This window comes from Finegoldia magna (assembly GCF_003182075.1).
GTDB classification, from domain to species: Bacteria; Bacillota; Clostridia; order Tissierellales; family Peptoniphilaceae; genus Finegoldia; species Finegoldia magna.
The window spans coordinates 1-20,011 of sequence record NZ_QGTH01000010.1 but is presented as its reverse complement, the minus strand read 5'-3'; the positions used below and the strand labels follow the sequence as shown (position 1 = coordinate 20,011).

Below are 20,011 nucleotides of genomic sequence, written 5' to 3'. Positions count from 1 at the left end.
CTCTCATATCATTTCTCTTAACTTATTTCTGTCTATTTTACCTAAGGCTGTTAATGGCCAATCATCAATATACCTGACACTGTCCGGCAATTTAAATTCTGCTAAGTTTTTGTCAGATAAAAAGTGTCTGATTTCATCAAGTTTTAATTCTTTTTCATTCGTCTTTAAGACAAAAACTGCTATGGCTTCTCCTAAAAGTTCATCAGGAATTCCCACTACTTGGACGCCATCTATGTCTTTATGAGTAAGGAGAATATCTTCAAGCTCTAGCGGTGTTATCTTCTCGCCAGCTCTGTTTATTGTTTCTTTAATTCTACCGACTATTTGATAATTCCCATCTTTAAGCCTTCTAGCCTTATCCCCTGTTCTGAAATAGCAATCTGCCGTCATGCAATTCTTGTTGATTTCAGGTAAATTATAATATCCATAAATCGTGTATGGTCCTCGTACAATAAGTTCGCCAAAGTCTTCATTTAGTGCATCATCGCCATTTTCTTCAACAATTCTTATGTCGTCGTATTTACTTATTGGTTTGCCTTGGGTATGCATTCTAATATCGTAATTGTCTTGTATGTCTGTGACCAATATCAACCCTTCAGCAATGCCAAAAATCTGTTGCAATTTTGCCTTAAATTCTTTTTCAATTTTTTCTGCAAGTGAGGCTTCCAATACCGATCCGCCTATTTGTAAGATTTCTAATGAGGATATATCGTAATCACCATCTTTTAAAAATTCCAGACAAATATTCGCTACAGCAGGCACTAAGCCTGTTATGGTCACTTTTTCTTCTTCTATGAGGGGGAGAATCTCATCTGGACTTGTTACTCTACATAAAACAACCTTTCCGCCCACTGAAAATGTTCCTAAAATACCAGGACAGCATAAAGGAAAGTTATGAGCTATAGGAAGAGCTGCTAAATAAATGCTTTGTTCATCCATCTTGCATTTTAGCGCCGTGCGTTTTGCAACATAAATATAATCGCAATGTCTTCTTGGAATTAACTTCGGAATTCCTGTTGTGCCACCAGATAATAGTAGTAGACCAATGTTTTTATAATCTACTTCAGGCAATTTGTAATTATAATCATTATCAACAAGATCTGAAAAATTTTTATACTCTTGACTATCACCAAGAATATAAACCTCAATGCTATGATGTAATTCTCTTTTTATGTCACGAATCATGTCCGCATAAGAAAACCCTAAATACTTATCCTTCGATATGTAAGCTTTCGCCTCTGATTTTTCAATAATTCCCTTCATTTCATTTTCTCTATGAGCCGGTAAACTTAACGCAGGAATAATTCCAACTTTGAACATAGCAAAAGCTATCACTATAAATTCATAACAATTAGGAAGTTGCAAAACGATTTTATCTCCAGGCTTAAAGCCCGCCTTCAAAAGTCCGTTTGCATATTTAATGGAATCTGCCTCCAGATCTTTGTATGAATATTTCTTTCCATCATCTATAACAGCTATTTTATCTCCATATTTTTTTGCACAGTCACTTATAAATTCGCCCAGTGTCCTATGCTCCCAAACATTTTCATCATAGAATTTTTCTAATTTTTCTTTTAACTCTATATTCATATTTCCTCCGATATGCAAAGTGCACCTACATAATTTTTAGATAATTTAATAGGTTTTAATGTCTTTGCTTTTTTCATGTTTTTATCTCTGATTTTTATCAAACTCTCATCCACATAAAGTATTTCTATTTCTTTTGGATTTCTTAATAGACCGCTGCCTTCCCATTTCAAGTATGCTTCTTTTGCAGTCCAATACTTAAAAAACAGTGTATGTTTATTTCTAATTAGATTTATTTCTTTTTCCACAAAACACTCTTTTAAAATATCTTGAAAGCTAAATCTTTTATTGATTTTTTCTACATCTACACCTATTTCTCTTTTTGAAAATCCCGCTATCACACATCCATCTGTATGAGATATATTAAATTTAATCCCTTGCGGATTTTCTATGAAAGGCTTGTTGTTACTGTCTCTTTGAAAGTTAAGATTTTCAATGTCGGTTTTAAGAATTTCTTTAAAGACGATGTTTACAATGACTCTGGATATCACAAAATTTATCTTTGCAATTTCAGATACGTAAGATTTCGATCTTTTTATTTCGCTCTTACTTAGCCATCTCTCAAGATCTCTAATTTTAATTTCATTCATGTTAGCCACAACTAACATGACGTCATAAAAATAGAATCTTTCATCTAATTTTTCAAACTTATAAAAGTCATCTTTCGTTAAAAGTTCAATCTTATAAACTTTCATCTAAGCCAACAAATTCTTTTATAGCTTCTATTACGTTATTCTCGGAAGTATTAACAAACATATGCTTACCTGGAATATATTTATACGAAAAGCTTTTAGTTGTATATTCCGACCATTTCAATAACTCATCCAACTTCATTTCTTCGTCAATGTCCCCCATCAAACCAAGGATGTTGCTATCAACTTTTTCATATTTTTTATCTTGATAATCCTCATCTATAATAAAATCTGCTCTTAGAGTCGGAAGAAATATGCTAATTAGATCTTTGTTATCTAAAATTTCATCTGGTGTTCCGTCATATCTTCTTAATCCTTCTATAAATCCTTCATCATCAAGGTGATATATAGGGTTTGGTTCCTTGTAACAAGGCGCACGACCAGCAGATATAATTATTCCTTTGGGGTTGGGTAAGTCGCTTTCTTTTATCCTTAATGTCAGTTCATAAACAATCTTTGTACCCATGCTATGACCAAATAGATAGTATGGTGTTTGGGTATCCAGGTTTTCTCTTAAACTGTAAAATAGCTCGTACACTAACTCATCTATGTTGTCTATTGCTCTTTCTCCGAATCTAGATTCTCTCCCAGGGTATTGAGCAACATAAACTCCTATATTGTTAAATTGATCTCCCCATTTTCTAAAGACAGAGACACCACCTCCAGCAAAAGGAAAGATAAAAAGATTAGCTTTTTTGTTCTCCTTATATGTATCTTTATTAATGCATTCAAACCACTTTGACATATCACACCTCTTTGCAAAAATTAACTCTCTGTTAAAAGGAGTTTTTGTTTGTTTTGTGTTAGCTGTGTCTAACTCAATCATATTATACCATGTATTGATACTTAATATCAATACTTTGTTTTGTTGTACTCTCACTAAAACTTTTTCATTTTCTAAAATTTACAAGTAGAATATCTAATATTTCAGATTTATATTGAAAGATTATTTGATAAATAATCTTTTGATTAGGTACAGAGGCTTTTTCTACTTTCATTATGTGTAGTAGTTATGAGTAGGTTTGCATACAGTAACTTGCATCAATAGCTTTCGCTTTTTTATGCTTTTATTAATTTTTTATATTTTTTATTTTCTTTCAATAAAAAAACAAGGCACACGTGAAGATTTCCTCACATGTGCCTTGGTTTAAAGTCCTTAAATTTTGTTGCCAAAATATTTTTTAATTTTTTGAAAGCTATCTTCAGAGATTATATGCTCGATTTGACACGCTTCTTCCTCCGCTCGTTTTTGCTCGATGCCAATTTCAATTAACAGTTTTTTCAAATAAAGATGCCTTTCGTATATGCTCTTAGCTATCTTTTCTCCTTCTTCTGTAAATCGTACTATTTTATCTTCTTCATAAAGGATATAGCCCTTGTCTACCAGCTTTCTTAACATCTTATGAACAGTTGATCTGGCAACCTCTAGATAGTTTGCAATATCAATGCTTCTAACTTCTCTATGATTTTTATATAAAATGTAAATTGCCTCTAGATAATTTTCTTCTGCAAATTCCCTGTGTACTATTGAGAACCCCTCCTCTCAAAATTCAAATATACATGATATTATAGTTTTATTTCAATTATTATGATTATATATCTGAGCCTTAAGATATATTTTATCAGATTTCATTTTCTTTTACCTTATTTTTTCTTTCCCTGTCTTTATTATTTACCTTGGATTTTTCTTTAAATTTATTCATATTTCCAATCACCGATTCTTTCTTCTTTTCTTTTAAAATTTTCACTCCATAAACTTTAAAGTTTTCATAGCTTTTTCCTTCTTTAGATTGTGACGCTTGCATCTTTCCTAAAAGAGAAACAAAGTCTCCCTTCTTAAGATTTTCAACTTTTTCAATTTTATTATCATAAGCATAGCAGTTAGTATATTTTACATTCCCATCTTTGTCATTACTGGCTATAGAAAAGGAGGCCACTTTAAAGTCCCTCCCATCTTTACTAGTATGTTCTGAAATTTTGGGGTCAGCTGTCAAATTCCCTGTAATACTTTGGTTTTCTTTTTCTTTTTTTCCATCTGGCATATTCTCTTTCTCCTTTGAATCTTTATTATCCTCTTTGTTTATAGGACTACTAACCCTTTCTTCTTTTTCTATCTCTTGACTTTGCTCACTTTCTAGTGAATAATCATCAAGATATTTTGCAAAATTATCGTCAATTAATCCCATAATGTCATCGTTCATATAATTGTCATAAGCGTTTTGTAGGACTTCTTTGTTTTCAATCCCGCTTTCAATTGAAACCATGGCCTTTACAAAATTCTCATAGCTATTGTCCATTAAATCAGAAAGCAAGTCTTTCATTTTTCTAAAGTCGTCAATCTTGACTAAAGGTACTTTATCTATTGAATCGGCATATCTTCCTCCCTGCCATTCAAAGATACCTTTCTTTTCATTAAAGTCTATACCTCCTACCACTACAAACTGATTGCCTGTAAATAGTGTGGCTCGATTGTCTTCAATATCTAAAACAATAGTGTTATCAGATAAACTGGTCCTTATCGTATCGCCTTTCTGTAAGTTCATTATTTCCTCCTCTTTTGATTTCTTTACTGGTTGATTTCATTAATCCTTATTTCTATATCCTTGCAAATTTCATGAATAAGGTTTTTATTTTCTAATTCAATCCAAATATCCTGTATTATTTTAAAACTCTCTTCATTTAGAACCTTAGCTATTACTAGCTTAAGGTCCATATCTTTAAAAACCTTCTTATTGCTCCTATCTAATTTTTTAATTTCTTGTTTGAATTTTTGAAATTTTTTTCTCCTTTATTAATTCCTACATCTTCTTTACAAGGCTCCATGAACGCCCTCCTCTCTGAGTTGGGATTCTAAATTTTGTGATTTTTCTTTTTTATTATTTCCGTGCTCAATTCGTTCTTTATACTCATTAATTTTGTCTAAGATAGAATGTTTTTCCTTATCTCTTTCCTCTATGTCACCAATTTCTAGAACTGTGTTATCTCGAAAGTCTGCATCGTTTCTATCTACAACGCCATCTAAGTCCATATCCTTAGAAAGAGGATCATAAAAGTTACCTTCGTCATCTATTTCAAGACCTAATGCACTTTTTAGGTTTTCTTCATCGACATAAACAAGTTCTTGAAAGTCCCATAGGCTAATATGGGCAGCTATTTGGGCTAATTCCTTAGTGCTACTGGCATCTTCTGGGTCAAAAGTAAAGGCTTGGCTGTTAATTAATGTGTTGTCTACATATTGATTTAGTTTGTAGTTTTTAAGGTCAAGGGTTGTTTGTATTTCATGATTTTCATCTGGTGTAGTCGTATAGGCTAGGCCAATATTTTCTATGTCAGGAAAGAGCCTATCAAAATCTTCTACTGTGTTTTCCTCTTGATATTCTCTGTTAAGAAAGTTTATTATTTCTCCCTTTATTTCATCAAGCAAAGGATCTGCCTGTACCTCTGCCTCCCTTTGACCTAGGTCTAATAATTTATTAACTTCCAAGAGTCTAAGGTTTTTCTCCATGAGCAAATCTTTTTGTGGAAAGTCTTTCTGGATTTCAAGTTTCGCCGTTTCAAGTTGCTTTTCAACAGTATCTAGCTTGGTCTTTGTGTCTTCCAGTCTTTCAGGAAGCTTATCCAAGATATTGTCTAGTCTGGTTATATTTCCCAGGGTATCCGTACCAAATTCTCCATAATACTTTCCTTGTCCTTTAACAATCGCTGTATAGGAATTAAAGAAGGAATTATACCTACCATAGATCTCAAAGTTTCGATAATCCGCTAACTTTTCTTCCTTGTCTTCTCCCACTTTTAGAGATTTTATTTTCTGTAAAAGTAACTCCCCAGCTCGTTTCTTGTCACTTTCTTTGACCCCATCTACCATAATAGAAGTAAACTTATTTTCATCTTCATTTAATTTCTCTGTGTTTGAGATGTCCTTGTTAATATGTTCTATTTGAATTTTTAGTTTTTCTATCTCCTTGGGATAGTCTTTATAGACCTTATCTTCAAGCTTGTATCTATTGGTTTTAAAATTGGATTCCAAAATCTTTAACTTAGATACTTCATTATCTAAATCCATCTTTTCCCTAATTAGAGGATTGCCTGTAGCAAGAGCTTTGATTTCAGCGTAATTTAGGGTTGCCTCATCTACATCTTCTGCCACTCTAACAGGGGTTTTACTGGTCATGATTTGAGAAATATATTTTTGTTTATTTTCTAGAGTTTGGAATAGATAGGCATCAAAAGTATTTTCTGTAACATAACGAAAGATATGCACTTCTTTATTTTCATTGCCCTGCCTTACTATTCTTCCCGCTCTTTGCTGTAAATCAGCGGGTCTCCATGGTATATCAAGGTCATGAATGGCGATAAGCTTGTTTTGGGCATTGGTTCCTGAACCCATTTTTTGAGTTGAGCCAAGAAGGACTCTTATTTCTCCCTTTCTTACCTTGTCAAAAATAGCGTCCTTTTCTTTGTTGTTTTTTGCAGAGTGTATATATTCTATCTCTCTTTCAGGTACACCCATATCCATTAGCTTTTTCTTAATATCATCATAAACATTAAACTCATCAGACCTTGGTGTGGACATATCGCAAAAAATAAGCTGAGTTGATCTTTGATCCTTATATTTATCCCAGATGCTAAAGGTGTTTTTCACACAGGTATTTACTTTTGAATGTTCATCGTCTGGTAGTAATGGATTCATAAGCCTTTGGTCTAAGGCTAGTTTTTTCCCATCTCCCGTTATTTTTAACATATTGTCAACAGTTGAATCCACCTGCTTGTTTCTTACCTTGTCAGCCCTTTCAGAAAGGCTTTCCAATATAAGCTTTTGTTCTTGGCTTGGCTCCGTCTTAATGGTTTCATAGTGGGCTTTTGGTACTGGTAAATTTAAAACATCTGAAGTCTTAATATCTGCAAATTCCTTTACCGTATTCATAAGTTCTGGAAGGTTGTAGAACTTGGCGAAACGAGTTTTTGCTCGGTAGCCGTTGCCCTCAGGAGCAAGTTCTATGGCGGTTATAGTTTCTCCAAAGGTGGATGCCCAAGAGTCGAAATGATTTAAGCCCATTTCTTTGAGCCTGTCATATTGCAAATATCTTTGCATGGTATAGAGTTCGGCCATACTATTACTAACTGGCGTTCCTGTAGCAAAGACAATCCCCTTATTGTCGGTGATTTCATCCATATAGCGACATTTCATCAACATATCTGAAGACTTCTTAGCATCGGTATTGGATATGCCCGCTACATTTTGCATTTTTGAAAATAAATAGAGATTTTTATAAGCATGGGCTTCATCTACAAAGAGCTTATCAACACCTAATTCTTCAAAGGTAACTACACTATCTTTTTTGTAGTCATCATTTAATTTCTTAAGTCGGGTTTCTAATTTTTTCTTGGTCTTTTCTAATTGCTTAACGGTAAATCTTTGGTCTCGATCCCTTTTATATTCTTCTATATAGTCCAATATTTCATCAATTTGACTTTGGATTTCATATTCCTGTCTTTCCTTAGACATGGGAATTTTCTCAAATTGGGAATGGCCAATGATGATGGCGTCATAACCGCCAGTCGCTATACGAGCACAAAATCTCTTTCTCTTAGCTGGTTGAAAATCTTCCTGAGTAGCTACAAGGATATTTGCCGTTGGGTAAAGTTGCATAAACTCCCTGCCAAACTGCTCTGTAATATGGTTGGGAACTACGAATAGAGACTTATTATGAATCCCTAGTCTTTTTCCTTCCATGGCAATACCTATCATTTCAAAGGTCTTTCCTGCTCCCACTTCGTGGGCTAGTAGTGTATTACCTCCGTAAAGACTTCTGGCAATAGCATTCTTCTGATGAACTCTTAACTCAATTTCAGGATTCATTCCCTCCATGATTAAGTTGCTTCCATCGTATTCCCTAAGTCTTGTGGAATTAAAAAGTTCATTGTATTTATTAACCAATCGATTACGCCTATTAGGTTCTTCAAAAATCCAGTTCTTAAATTCTTCCTTTATAATTTCCTGCTTCTGTCCGGCAAGCATGGTTTCTTCCTTGTTTAGAACAGATACCTTTTTCCCATCTTCTTCAAAGCGGTCATAGATCTTTGTCTCTTTTAGATTTAATGTATCTTCTATCAGTCGATAGGCATTAGCCCTACTTGTTCCGTAGGTTAGATTGGCAAGATCGTTGGATTTATCCGAACTTTTACCCTCAACTCTCCATTCTCCCGTTACTTCTGTATATCTCAAGTGGATATTATATCTTTCGTAACCTGGTGTCTTTAAAAGATGAAACATAAACTCTTCATAAACTTCAGGCTCTATCCAAGTAGCCCCTAAACGAACAGAAATTTCCCCCGCTTCCAAGGCCTTAGGCATAACTTCTTTTAGTTTTTCTTTTTGATAGTTTAGCTGGTTGAGTTCCTCTCTTAAGGCTTCTTTTTCCTCTAGACTGTAAATAGTGTAGTCCGAACTTATGGCAACCTTGTTTCTTTCTTCTTGAGAGAGTTCTTTTTCGATATTTTCTATATAGGAATTTAAGACGTCTATCTTTTTTCTAATATTGCCACTCAAATATTCATCTGCCGTTACATAGGCTCTAGCAAAGTCATCATCTTCCAAGGCGGTTTTAAAGGGGTCTAGATCTTTTGGATTGTAGCTGTCAAGGTTTAAAAAGATTTCCCCTCTTAAATCATTTATAAGGGTCTTTCGATCTTTACCTGTCAAATCTCCCATATAGGGGAAGTTAATATTTCCCATATTGCTTACAGATAGGATTAGAGCATCTTGACTATTGTCCACATGGTCAATAACTTGTTGCTTTTTTATCGTCCTCTTTGTAAAGATGTCGGACTTGCCGATAAAGTTTCCCTCTTTATCTAGGTTCTCAATGGAAGATAGGAGGGAGTAATTGCTGTCTTCCCTAAATAGCCTTGAGTTTTCCCTACTGTTTAATCTTCCGTAGTCCTTATTAAACTCATCATAAACCCTATTTAACTTAGCTTGAGATTTTTTTATTTCTTCATCTGTGAAGTCATATTTTTGGCGGTCAATTAACTCTCTTAGAGCATCATTTACAGTTATATAAGCCTTAACCTTATTTTTATCCTTCTCACTTAAGTTTTTTTCAAACATCAAGGATTGCTCTCGAAAATATACCTTGTCATCAATTAGGGTATAGGAAAAATTCTTGACCCTATCATCTGCCGGTAGGGTTTTTGCCTCTTGGAATACTTCTTCCCTTTCCATTTCCTCATAGGTCCCTTCAATGTTTAAAATGGCTTCTTTTAGCTTTTCTTTTAAGTTGTCTTCTGTATCAATACAGCTTAGTGTCTTGCCAAAAGGTCCCGATACTTCCTCCATTTTTCCCATAATCATTTCAGGGTGTTCTACAAAATACTTGTTATAGGTAAGGCCTTGGTTATCTGTTTCTAAACTCTGCCAGTCTTCGTCTATCTTTAAGAGCCTATCCCTTTTCTTCAAAAAGATAATGTCTGAAGTAACCTCTGTTCCTGCTTCTCCTTTAAAGGTGGTGTTGGAAAGTCTTATAGCCCCTAGAAATTCCGCCCTTTCTGAGATGTACCTTCTTACATCTTCATTCTTTTTATCCATGGTGCCTGAAGAAGTGATAAAGGCGATTATACCTCCATCTCTTACCTTGTCTAAAGTTTTGGCAAAAAAATAATCGTGGATGAAGAAGTTGTTTTTCTCATAGTCACGATCATTTATCTTATATTCACCAAAGGGAACATTGCCTAGGGCAAGATCAAATAGATTATTGGAATAATTAGTTTCTTCAAAGCCTTTAATTTCTATATTAGCTTTTGGATATAGAATCTTGGCAATATTTCCTGAGATGGGGTCTAACTCTGTGCCATAGATTTTTGATTTTTCCATACTTTCTGGAAGATTACCTATAAATCTACCTGTGCCCAGGGATGGCTCTAATATATTTCCTTCTTTAAAGCCCATCTTGGATAGGGTGGAATAAATACTTTCTATAACAAAATTTGGTGTATAAAAAGCGGTAAGGGTGGAAGCTCTGGCATCTTCGTATTCTTTTTCTGTGAGATTTTCCTTTAAGAAGTTCCTTGCCTCTAGCCACTGTCCTTCTTTTTCTTCGTCAAAGACATCTGCCAATCCGCCCCAACCTATATAGCCTGCTAAGATGTCTTTTTCTTCATCACTGGGTATTCGATCTTCTTTTTCCAGCGTCTTTAATAAGCCTATGGCTTTGATGTTGTTTTCTAACCTTTTTGACGGTGGTAAAGGGATTTCATCTTCACTAGAAAGGATCTTGTAGTTTTTCGTATCGGTTACTTCTTCAATACTTTCAGAATCTCGATTTTTATCTGGCTTTTCTTCCCTAGTTTCTTCTTTCTCTACGCTTTTTATTCGTTCCGCAGAATCAAAGCTTTTTGCTTGAACTTCTTGCCCACCAGGTCCGATTAGGTCCTTAAAATCTAACTGACTTATTTCCTTTTCTGGCTCTTTTAAGATTTTAAGCTTTAAATCTTTTTCTCTGCCATAGGGCAAAATAACATTATTTTTAATAAAACCACCAAGATATTCTTCATTATCCTTTAAGGTCATCGTATTGTAGTCTTCATATTTTTTAATATCTGCGATGGTGTATTCTTTGCCGTCATAGCTTACTTCCATGCCTATCTTATAGATAGGCTCTAGATCTCCTTCCATTTCTTTAGCCTTTTCTACTTGTTCATTTAAGTAGCCTTGAAGAAGGACTTGCCTGTGATCATCATCTAATAAATAGGGCAGATTATCAAGGATCTCCTTGTAGGAGTCATAAGAAATAGCTGTGTTTTCAGAAATAATATAGTCCTTCCATTTAAGGACCTGCTTTAACTTCAATTCTTTCATATCTAGGGCAAGATCTTCTGTATAAGCTCCCTTTTGTTCTTCTTGGGGAAGACTTTTCGGTGGATTGAGTAAGTTTTCTTCCACATCCACATGGTCTAAAGTAAAGATTTCTCCTTGTGGGTCAAAGGAATAGACCTGATGATCTTCTATCTCTTTTTGAATAAGCCTTGAGATGATTTCTTTTTTATCCCTTATGCCTTCAATAGCTTCTTTAATATCCCCTGTAAGCTCAAATCTATAGTTTACTTCATTGTCCTTATTAATATAGGCAATAGACTGATAGGCTCCGTTTATTTCAAGGTTTTTATTGGAAACATAAATATCATTGGAATAGTCTGGAAACTGCTGGCCAAATGATGAGATATAAAAATCTATCCCCTCTATTTCTTTTGTTACTGTATCCGTCTCTATTTCCCTTAGACCTTGGTTTTCAATATAAAAAAGATCATTTAAATCCATAAGATTTGTATCTTTCATTTTTACGACAAGACGATCAAATAGGGCATCAATCTTTTGGCTATCTTCAAAAGTCTCTCCCTTATATAGTGGGTAAACTTGACCTTTAAGATTGTCCTCTGGATAGACCCTTCTGCCATCAGCGGTAAGCCCAATATCTTTAAGCTCTTCCCTATCTACAAGTCCGTAATATTGACCGACCTTTACGGCTATAGTGTCTATCTGGGTTTCTTCCCCTTGCTCGAGGCCTTTATCTCCAAGAAATTCTCTAAATTCATCAAAACCATTTATAATATCATCATCTATAATTTCCCTTGCCTTATTGACAATAAGATTAGGAACATCCTCGTATTCCCTTTGACTTTCTAGAAGATAGTATTCGATACCATTTATCGTTTCTCTATCTTTGATATAGAAGGTATCATTTATTCCTTCTAAGACGATGCCGTCCTCTATATAATCTAAAGGATAGGCCTGTTGAATCTCGTGAGCGATTCTTATTAACTCTTCCTTAAACTCGTTGTCTATTTGATCATCATAGAAAACCAGTCGTCCGTTTTCTTCCATATAGGCTAGGGATATTCCATCTACATAGTAGGTCTTGCTTCCATCAAAGCCCTGTTCAATATATAAACTGTTGTCTGTAACAGGTAGATCTTCTTCACTTTTAACCTTTGTCTCTACTTCTTGTTCTTGGTTTTGACTTTCTATACCAATTTCTTTTTTCGCTTCTAGGTATTGGTCTTTTGCTATTAAATTAGTAATCCTTTTTGTTGCTTCGTTCCAATTAAGACCAATAGAAGGAGCGAACTCTTTTTCTAATCTAATACCTTTCCCATCATGCCACTGGTTACTATTTCTATCTCCTGAAATCCCGGGAGAACTGCCTCCTATCCCATATTCAGACTTTAGAAAGTCGGCCTTTTCCTTTAGACTGTGGTCTTCTATAAAATAGTTATATATTCTTTCCCTGCCTTGGACGAAACCACTTCCTCCCCTTAAAACATCATCAATTTCATCTTGAGTAATAAAGGCATTAGGATTTTGAATATCTCTTAATAGTCTTACATAATCTTTTCTTGTAATATCAAGGTCTTTAAGTTTTTCTAATAAGTCTTCCGTCTTATGATAGTGAAATCTTAGAATTTGTGGATTTTGCTTATAAGCACTTAAAAAGTCCTCATATTCTTGGACAAGTGTATTCCTAAAATCCTTATCCTCTAATTCTTTACTTAGAGCTTCCATACTATCTGGAAAGCTTCCAGTAACCAAAGCTGAAAGAAAAGTGAAGTATTGGCCCTCATAATCTTCAGCTATATCCCTATACATATACAGAACGGCTTCTGATAGACGGTTTCTTTCATAAGATTGGCTTTCGTCTATTTCTACATTTGTTGCAAAGTATCCCCTGTCTAAGAGTTCATTTATCCTTGTAGCCATCTCTTCCCAAGAAAGAACTTTATCAGGAGGGTCTCCAATTTTTCTTCCTTCCGAAAGGGCCATTCCTCTATCTGTAAAGTAGGCTGAAAGCTCTCTGCCATCTATGAGAAGACCATTTCCTCCTTGGTAATTTTTCTTTAAAAATTCTATTTGACTTTCAGTATCCTTTCCCTTGGAAAACTCAGCGATTACAGGGAGTCTGCCTCCTTCAATGTTTCCTCCATGGATAAGAAATTGGTCAATCTCTTCTTGACTTATGGGACTAGTAAATCGAATTTGACTTGCTGAATTTTTCTCATTAAAAAAGGAAGCCTGAGCTTCCCTTTTTTGTCGTTCATCTTCTATACTAGGACGATTTCCTTCATCGCTATCTCCTGTAGTTCCATATCCATGTTCTTTTTCAGTTTCAAATATTTCTCCAGATTCTGACTCTTCATTTCTAAGGTCAGTCCCCAGCTTTCCATCATCTTTCTTTCTTCCTGTCTCAGAAATTCTTCCACTTGATTCTCTATATCCATCAGATGGTCCATTAGTCTTTCTTCCATCATCATAATCTGATAGCTGTTCTCCTTGTGTTCCTTGAGAAATTTTAACCTTGCCCTGCCAAAGCTGTTCAGCTTCCCTATGTCTAGCTTTATCGGCATTTGGATATTGGGAATCATCATCTCGTGTTGGTCTACCATCTCCAGTCGGTAGGTCCCTCCCTCTTTCTCGAAAGGTGTCTCTTTCAATGTTGGAATGTATTCCTCCCCTTGTTTCTGGTATTTTTTGCCCGCTATGGTTATCATCTCTGCCATCTTCACTACCTCCTATATTTTTAACCTTATTTGGGTCCATTTCATTTTGAGTAATTGTATTATAACGCTCCTTAAGCCCTTTTGTCTGCTCCCTATTTTCATTTTGTAAGTTTCTTTTAATAAATTCCTCTCTTGTAATGGCTCTACCTATATCTATGAGCAGACTTTTGTTGGTTTGGGAAATGCTTCCTAAAAGGATGTCCATATCTTCCTTGTTGGATAAGCTGCCTATTAGTTCTAGATTCTCCATATTAGGGATATAGCCTATGCCCATCCTGGCACTCGTTGCCACTTTTACAGACTCTGTTAAAAAATTTATTAGATTTACTTTTGAGTAAGAGGTCAAGCTTTCTTCTGATAGACTATCTAAAATCTGATAATAGCTTCCTTTAACATAAGTTTCCGCTAGAGCAGAAACTTTTTCCTCTTCCGATAAATAGTTTAGGCTATTAAGTCCAACCGTATCGTCTATTAGATAATCTAAGGCTTTTAGGTGGTCTTTCCTTTTATATTCCCATACCTTAACTTCGGCAATATGGTTTTGATAGTTTACCGTCTGTAGTACATCGAAAAGGTATTTTACCTTGCCTGTTTCAAAGTCTATAATTGGGATGCCCTTTTCTCCTCTTTTTACACTTCTTCCAATGCTTTTCCAATAGTCGTACTCTGCACAAGCTGTAGCATTGGGACTTATAGAGTAAATACTTAGTTGATGGGCATAAGTATATTTATAGTTATTGCCCAAGGTTTTTAGAAAATCCGTGTAATAACTTGGATTAGCTATCTCTTTTCTTGTGGCATTTAATATCTCTGCTACTTCCTTGAAATTGTATCTTGCCATTTTTTCTCCTTCCTTGTTATCTTCTTTTCTCAGGTATATTAGTAAAGGCATCTTTACTGTCTACCATGGCTACAGGCCTTTTACATGTTTATATTTATCTATCTCTTTACTGATAAAGTTTTCTATTTCTTTTACAAAATCTTCTGCCTTGACTTTTCCTTTGGATATATAATAAAGCTTCGTTTCCCAATCAGATGTTAGTTTTGCATTTTTTAGGTCTTCAGCCACTATGCTTATTACCGCCGAGCCTGTATGCGTCGGAATAAGATTTTTCCCCTCTCTTTTGATGTATTTTTTATAGATTAAATTCTCTATAATCCCCGCCCTAGTGGCTGGTGTTCCAAGCCCCACTCTTTCTACCTCAATACTTTTATCTATATCCTCTTTTCCTGCTATTTCCATGGCTTTTAAAAGGCTTTCTTCTGTATAGGGCTTAGGAGGCTGGGTGTATTTTTCTTTTATGGTTTTTTCTTTTATGCTAAACTCATCTCCTGGATTGACTATAGGGAGGGGATTGTCTTTCTTATCTTTAGGCTTGTAATCTTCTAGATATTTTGTAAATCCTCCATCTATAACTGTCTTTCCTTTAGTTGTAAATTCAAATCCATCAAATTCAGCTATTATTTTCGTGAGTTTTTCTTTAAGTGGATAGGAAAAGCTGGCATGTAATTTATTTTTAATGAGTTTAAAGACTCTTTTTTCGCTTTCCGGTAAGCTCTCAATCTCTTCAATGCTTGCACTTGCAGTGGGGATAATGGCATGGTGGTCTGTTACTTTCTTGGTATTAAAAATGACCTTGATTCTATCCGTATCAAATTCATTTTTCCCTAATATATTATTTACAAGGCTTGTAATCATATCCTCCGTTAAATACCTGCTATCCGTCCTTGGATAAGTAATCAATTTTTTCTCATAGAGACTTTGGGCATAGTCAAGGCTTTGTTTGGCAGAGTAGCCAAAATATCTGTTACATTCTCTTTGTAGTGTAGTTAGATCAAATGGCAGATCTGGTTTTGTGATTTTTTCTTTTTCTTCCACATAATCTATTTTTATAGTCTCTGGGACTAAGTTTTTTAACTGTTCAGCGATATCTGGATTATCTATTCTTTCTGTTGTTAGAGAAAAGTCATCTAGATCAAGCTCTACTGTATAGTATTTTTCTTTTTTAAAGCTTTGAATGTCTCCCTCTCTTTTTACCATTAGGGCAAGGGTTGGTGTTTGGACTCTACCTACCGAGTAATTTTGTTTATATAAAAGGGAGTAAAGTCTACTTAAGTTCATGCCTACCAGCCAATCCGCCTTTGCCCTGGCCGTAGCAGAAGCAAATAAATTATCGTAGTCCTGACCCTCTTTTAGCTTTTCAAAGCCTTCTTTAATTGCTCTGTCTTCCATGGACGAAATCCATAATCTCTTTATGTCTTTTTTGCACTTTGCTTGCTTATATACAAGTCGAAAAATGAGTTCCCCCTCCCTTCCAGCATCGCAGGCATTTATGACTTCATTAATGTCTTTTCTGTTCATTAGTGTTTTTAAGATGGAGAATTGTTTCTTTACTTTGGGAAGGACGTAGTATTTAAACTCTTTAGGAAAAATGGGCAAGTCCTCCATATCCCATTTCTTATATTTTTCATCGTAAAATTCTGGAGAAACTAATCCCACTAAATGGCCTACACACCAACTTATGATGTAGCCATTGCCCTCCATATATCCGTTTTGTCTATTCTTTACACCGAGAACCTTGGCTATGCTCATTGCCACACTCGGTTTCTCTGCTATTACTAGTTGCATATTGCCTCCTTTGCATTAAAAAAGGCGATAGATGAAATTTTTTTCTCTATCGCCTAAGTTATGATATTTTTTAATTGTAAACTATATAGTGCCCTACCACGGATGGTAAGGGCTTGATCCTTTATTAAGATAACACAACCACCCTTATATTTCTATACTATTTTTTAACTACCCAATAGCCATCTTTTGCACTGCCGATATATTCTATTGCTTTTTTATATGCTAAGCTTTTTAAATCTCTCTATGGTACGTTCTGACACAGAGAAAATTTCTGATAAATTTAGAGCCGTGATTTGTGACTTATCTTTGATAATCTTAATAATTTGTTTACGCCTATCGTCAGGCTTTAATTTTTGACCGACATTTTAACCGACACTTTGACCGACATTTTGTCCCTCATTTTGACCTTCACATTAACCCTCACTTTTACCCTCATAATTTAAGTTTTTCAAAACTGTAAAAACGAATTTTCTATTTCTAAATCTTGAACGTCTAAATTTAAAGTTCCATTTTCGTCCTTTTTATTCGTATTATTGTTCTTTGATACGAGTTTTAAAGACTTAGTTTGGTAAGAACTTCATTTATTGTGGCTAATATATCATTCCAATCTATCTCTTTAGAATACTGGTTTTTTCTACTATAATTATCCCATATATCCTTAAGCTCTTTACTTGCCTTAATCTCCTTCAGGTATTTTTGTGAATTTTGTATATATTCCAAACTATTCCTTTCCTCAGCCTTAATTATAAGAGCTTTCCTTAACCCCTCATAGTCTAACTGAGGATTTAGTTTTGTTAAAATATATATATCATAGTAATCTCTCGCTCTAGTGTTTAAAACATTTCTTGATAAAATAGTTTCTATCTTTTCAGCCAAAATTGTGGTCAAGGGGTAAGCTTTAATGTCGATACTTTTATCTGTAAAAAGAAGTTGATAATTATAATCTACCTCTTTAGGAATGATACAATCTCCCGTTGTAATATCAATTTTTATGGGTGTTTGCATATTAAAGAATGTTGCAATAAGAGTTATTCGAAAATCGTCATATTCTCCAGCCTCGTGAATGGAGCGTATTTTTTCAATTGCCCAGGTAATATTATCTTCTAATTCTATTTTTATAACTCCTTCAATTATCTTCCTAATTGACTCTTCATTTACAGGAATTCCTTTTATTGTCGTGTCTATATCCATGGTAGATCTCATGTCTATCCCAATAAGGGAAGAGATTAGAAATCCCCCTTTAATAATAAAGTTATCACTATATTCGCTACTAGAGAGTCTGCAAAGAAAGCGTTCCATCATATAATAATTTAAAAGTGTATTTGCCGGAAGATTATATTTCTGTTCTGCATTTCTAATTTTATCTTTTAATTGTCTGGGACTTGTAAATATCATATAAGAACCTCCAAATAGTTTCTCATTTGTTCTTCACACTTAAAGTATTTAGAATATCTTAATAGTTCAAGTTTATCTAGTTCTGCGTTCTTTAAACCTCTTTTTAATGCTGTAAGAACGAGATCTTTATCTAAGCCGTTAAGCTTACTAATCATTTGCACTAAGGTCATTTCTTTTGTATATACGTAAACCAAATTTCCAAAGGGACTTTTGATTTTTTCTTGTCCTTTTTCCCATAAATCTTCTTTCAAATAGTAGAAAAGATACTTGTCTCTTTCCTTAATCATAGATGTATTATATCCTGATGGAATCGTTGATATAATCTTATGGGGATTTTCATCACTTAATTTGTGAAGATAAAGGGCGGTCTCATGAGAAAAAATAGCTTTAGGTGCTCGATGTTGAAAAATATAATAGGAATCTTCTAAAAATTCCGGATGTAGATAAAGACCTCTGGCAACCCTCTCTAGGCTACCTTGCTTTACCATCCTCTGTAATTTTTTTGGACTAATATTATTTTCCTCTGCTTCTTTTATGGTAATGGTTCCACCATTTCTTTTTATAGTTTCTAAAATATTCTCCCTTAAAGCTGACATTTTCTCACCGCCTTATAAACAATAGTCTTAATTTATCGCATATATTATATCCTATACGAGATTAAAAGACAACTGTGCTGTGTTTTATTCAAAGTCATCTTCATCTGGAACTAATATTTCGGTATCTTGCTCGTCTTCATCTAAAGGATTTTCGTCAATGAAATCCTCATCTTTTTCTGTCCCGTCGTATTCATATTCATCTTCCCATTCATCATAGATGGTGTCGTCTTCTTCATCTTCCTCTTTCTTATAAACCTTAAAGTAGTAGCCAGCTCCAAGAACTCCTGCTACAATCAAACCTACAAATAGATATAGCCCTGCTCCTGATTTTTTCTCCTCCTTGACTTCTTCTTTAACTTCTTCTACTTTTTCAGGTTCAACTTTTTTTACCTCTTCCTTTTTAGGCTTAAAATCCGACTCTCCTTCTATCATATTTAAAAGATCCTGTTCTCCCACCTCTGTCAATAACTGAACATTTTCCTCGTGTTCTCCATGGTCTACAATTAAGTGAAAGGTCTTTCCGCTTTTTGTTTGAAAGGTTAAAAACTGTCTCATATCTAAAGACTTCTGATTTGAACTTTCATTTGTCTGCTCAGGATTGACGGATGTTGCTTCCTTTTCTTCTACAATTTCTTCTTTTTTAGGGGTAATATCTTTATCTTGTCTATCCACATTTTCAATAACTGTCCCCCTTGCCTTATTTTCTTTTGTGGCAAGGGGATTAATGGCTTTTTCATTACCTCCGTTTACTGGCTTTACTTTTTCTTCCTTCCTTTCCGGAACTTTAGGTACATCTTGATAGGGTATTTCTTCATTTGAAGGACTGTAAAGATCTTCTTTTTGTAAAAGCTGGTCTAAGCCTTCCTTTTGATTTTCAGGTTCATAGATTTCTTGCCCTTTTTCTTTAACTACTCCCTCTGTTCCAGCAAAAACATTCATTGGTAATATTAATAGGGTAAGGAGCAAGACTAGACTTGCTCCCTTTTTGATTCTTCTCATAAATATCTCCTTACTTTACGTGTTTAAAGACATAGACAGCTTGTTTGTCTTTGTCCCATTCAATGGTTTGATCTTTTCCATCTTTAATATCCCCATGACTTGCTCCAAAGGCTTTAGCAATATTTGAAATTGAAGCATGAATTCTTCCATTTATAATCACTGGCTTAACATCTGAATTGTAGACCTTTCCATCTGAATCTTTCATAACGCCAGTATCAATATTTAGTCTTAATGTCTTTTTAGCTAAGATATTATTCTCTTTATTGGAGAAAATAGCTTCACGAGTAGAGTTGTCATACTCAACATTAAAACCTAGAGTATAAGCAATATATCTTACTGGAATCATAGTTCTTCCTTGATCCACATAAGTTTTTACATCCATATATACTGTTGTCTTACCATCTTTGTTGATAATGTTATAGAAGTTTTTGTCTACTTGGAAAACTGCAAATTCTTTTTCATCTTTAACTTGTTTTTTACCTTGTTGTTCCTCTTGCTTTTTCATCTTGTTAAGATCAAATTGATTTAGGATGTTCTTGTCATCAGCTTTCAATAGTTCGTCC

General features: G+C 34.5%; 13 protein-coding genes. All 13 read right to left on the bottom strand.

Features of this window, described 5'->3' with window-relative positions:
- Positions 1-3: 3 nt before the first annotated feature.
- Positions 4-1,590, bottom strand: coding sequence for a (2,3-dihydroxybenzoyl)adenylate synthase (locus DES33_RS05330; protein ID WP_110058310.1), 1,587 nt, complete (start codon positions 1,588-1,590; stop codon positions 4-6).
- Positions 1,587-2,282: a 4'-phosphopantetheinyl transferase family protein gene (locus DES33_RS05325; protein ID WP_110058309.1), complete on the bottom strand. Its 696-nt coding sequence runs from the start codon at positions 2,280-2,282 to the stop codon at positions 1,587-1,589. Before DES33_RS05325 ends, DES33_RS05330 begins: the two co-directional genes overlap by 4 nt.
- Positions 2,269-3,024, bottom strand: coding sequence for a thioesterase II family protein (locus DES33_RS05320; protein ID WP_101540567.1), 756 nt, complete (start codon positions 3,022-3,024; stop codon positions 2,269-2,271). The genes DES33_RS05325 and DES33_RS05320 overlap by 14 nt, the downstream gene beginning before the upstream one ends.
- Before the next feature lie 411 nt (positions 3,025-3,435).
- Positions 3,436-3,807 (bottom strand): metal-dependent transcriptional regulator, encoded by a 372-nt coding sequence (locus tag DES33_RS05315; RefSeq protein ID WP_101540565.1) that lies wholly within the window; start codon positions 3,805-3,807, stop codon positions 3,436-3,438.
- A 94-nt stretch (positions 3,808-3,901) separates the two neighbouring features.
- On the bottom strand, positions 3,902-4,822 hold the full coding sequence (locus DES33_RS05310; RefSeq protein WP_110058308.1) for a single-stranded DNA-binding protein: 921 nt from the start codon (positions 4,820-4,822) through the stop codon (positions 3,902-3,904).
- Between the two features lie 266 nt (positions 4,823-5,088).
- Positions 5,089-12,837: a helicase-related protein gene (locus tag DES33_RS05305; protein ID WP_428839414.1), complete on the bottom strand. Its 7,749-nt coding sequence runs from the start codon at positions 12,835-12,837 to the stop codon at positions 5,089-5,091.
- Positions 12,838-13,373: 536 nt separating this feature from the next.
- Complete coding sequence (locus DES33_RS09950; RefSeq protein WP_408583246.1) at positions 13,374-13,676, bottom strand: TnpV protein; 303 nt, start codon at positions 13,674-13,676, stop codon at positions 13,374-13,376.
- A gap of 1,063 nt (positions 13,677-14,739) precedes the next feature.
- Positions 14,740-16,458, bottom strand: coding sequence for a DNA topoisomerase 3 (locus DES33_RS05300; protein WP_110058306.1), 1,719 nt, complete (start codon positions 16,456-16,458; stop codon positions 14,740-14,742).
- A gap of 215 nt (positions 16,459-16,673) precedes the next feature.
- Entirely contained in the window at positions 16,674-16,751 is a 78-nt protein-coding gene (locus tag DES33_RS09805; RefSeq protein WP_249033616.1) for a hypothetical protein, read from the bottom strand.
- A 259-nt stretch (positions 16,752-17,010) separates the two neighbouring features.
- Positions 17,011-17,853, bottom strand: coding sequence for a nucleotidyl transferase AbiEii/AbiGii toxin family protein (locus tag DES33_RS05290; RefSeq protein WP_110058305.1), 843 nt, complete (start codon positions 17,851-17,853; stop codon positions 17,011-17,013).
- Positions 17,850-18,449: a type IV toxin-antitoxin system AbiEi family antitoxin domain-containing protein gene (locus DES33_RS05285; RefSeq protein WP_110058304.1), complete on the bottom strand. Its 600-nt coding sequence runs from the start codon at positions 18,447-18,449 to the stop codon at positions 17,850-17,852. The genes DES33_RS05290 and DES33_RS05285 overlap by 4 nt, the downstream gene beginning before the upstream one ends.
- Before the next feature lie 84 nt (positions 18,450-18,533).
- Complete coding sequence (locus tag DES33_RS05280; RefSeq protein WP_110058303.1) at positions 18,534-19,448, bottom strand: CD1107 family mobile element protein; 915 nt, start codon at positions 19,446-19,448, stop codon at positions 18,534-18,536.
- Positions 19,449-19,458: 10 nt separating this feature from the next.
- Positions 19,459-20,011 (bottom strand): stalk domain-containing protein (locus DES33_RS05275; RefSeq protein WP_249033613.1); only part of this gene is annotated, 553 nt, incomplete at its 5' end.

Bases quoted from the DNA above. Each gene is read 5' to 3' on its own strand.
- DES33_RS05310 (WP_110058308.1), bottom strand. From the start codon at position 4,822: ATGAACTTACAGAAAGGCGATACGATAAGGACCAGTTTATCTGATAAC.
- DES33_RS05325 (WP_110058309.1), bottom strand. From the start codon at position 2,282: ATGAAAGTTTATAAGATTGAACTTTTAACGAAAGATGACTTTTATAAG.
- DES33_RS05330 (WP_110058310.1), bottom strand. From the start codon at position 1,590: ATGAATATAGAGTTAAAAGAAAAATTAGAAAAATTCTATGATGAAAAT.
- DES33_RS05300 (WP_110058306.1), bottom strand. From the start codon at position 16,458: ATGCAACTAGTAATAGCAGAGAAACCGAGTGTGGCAATGAGCATAGCC.
- DES33_RS09950 (WP_408583246.1), bottom strand. From the start codon at position 13,676: ATGCCGATAAAGCTAGACATAGGGAAGCTGAACAGCTTTGGCAGGGCA.
- DES33_RS05285 (WP_110058304.1), bottom strand. From the start codon at position 18,449: ATGTCAGCTTTAAGGGAGAATATTTTAGAAACTATAAAAAGAAATGGT.
- DES33_RS05305 (WP_428839414.1), bottom strand. From the start codon at position 12,837: ATGGAAGCTCTAAGTAAAGAATTAGAGGATAAGGATTTTAGGAATACA.
- DES33_RS05290 (WP_110058305.1), bottom strand. From the start codon at position 17,853: ATGATATTTACAAGTCCCAGACAATTAAAAGATAAAATTAGAAATGCA.
- DES33_RS05320 (WP_101540567.1), bottom strand. From the start codon at position 3,024: ATGTCAAAGTGGTTTGAATGCATTAATAAAGATACATATAAGGAGAAC.
- DES33_RS05280 (WP_110058303.1), bottom strand. From the start codon at position 19,448: ATGAGAAGAATCAAAAAGGGAGCAAGTCTAGTCTTGCTCCTTACCCTA.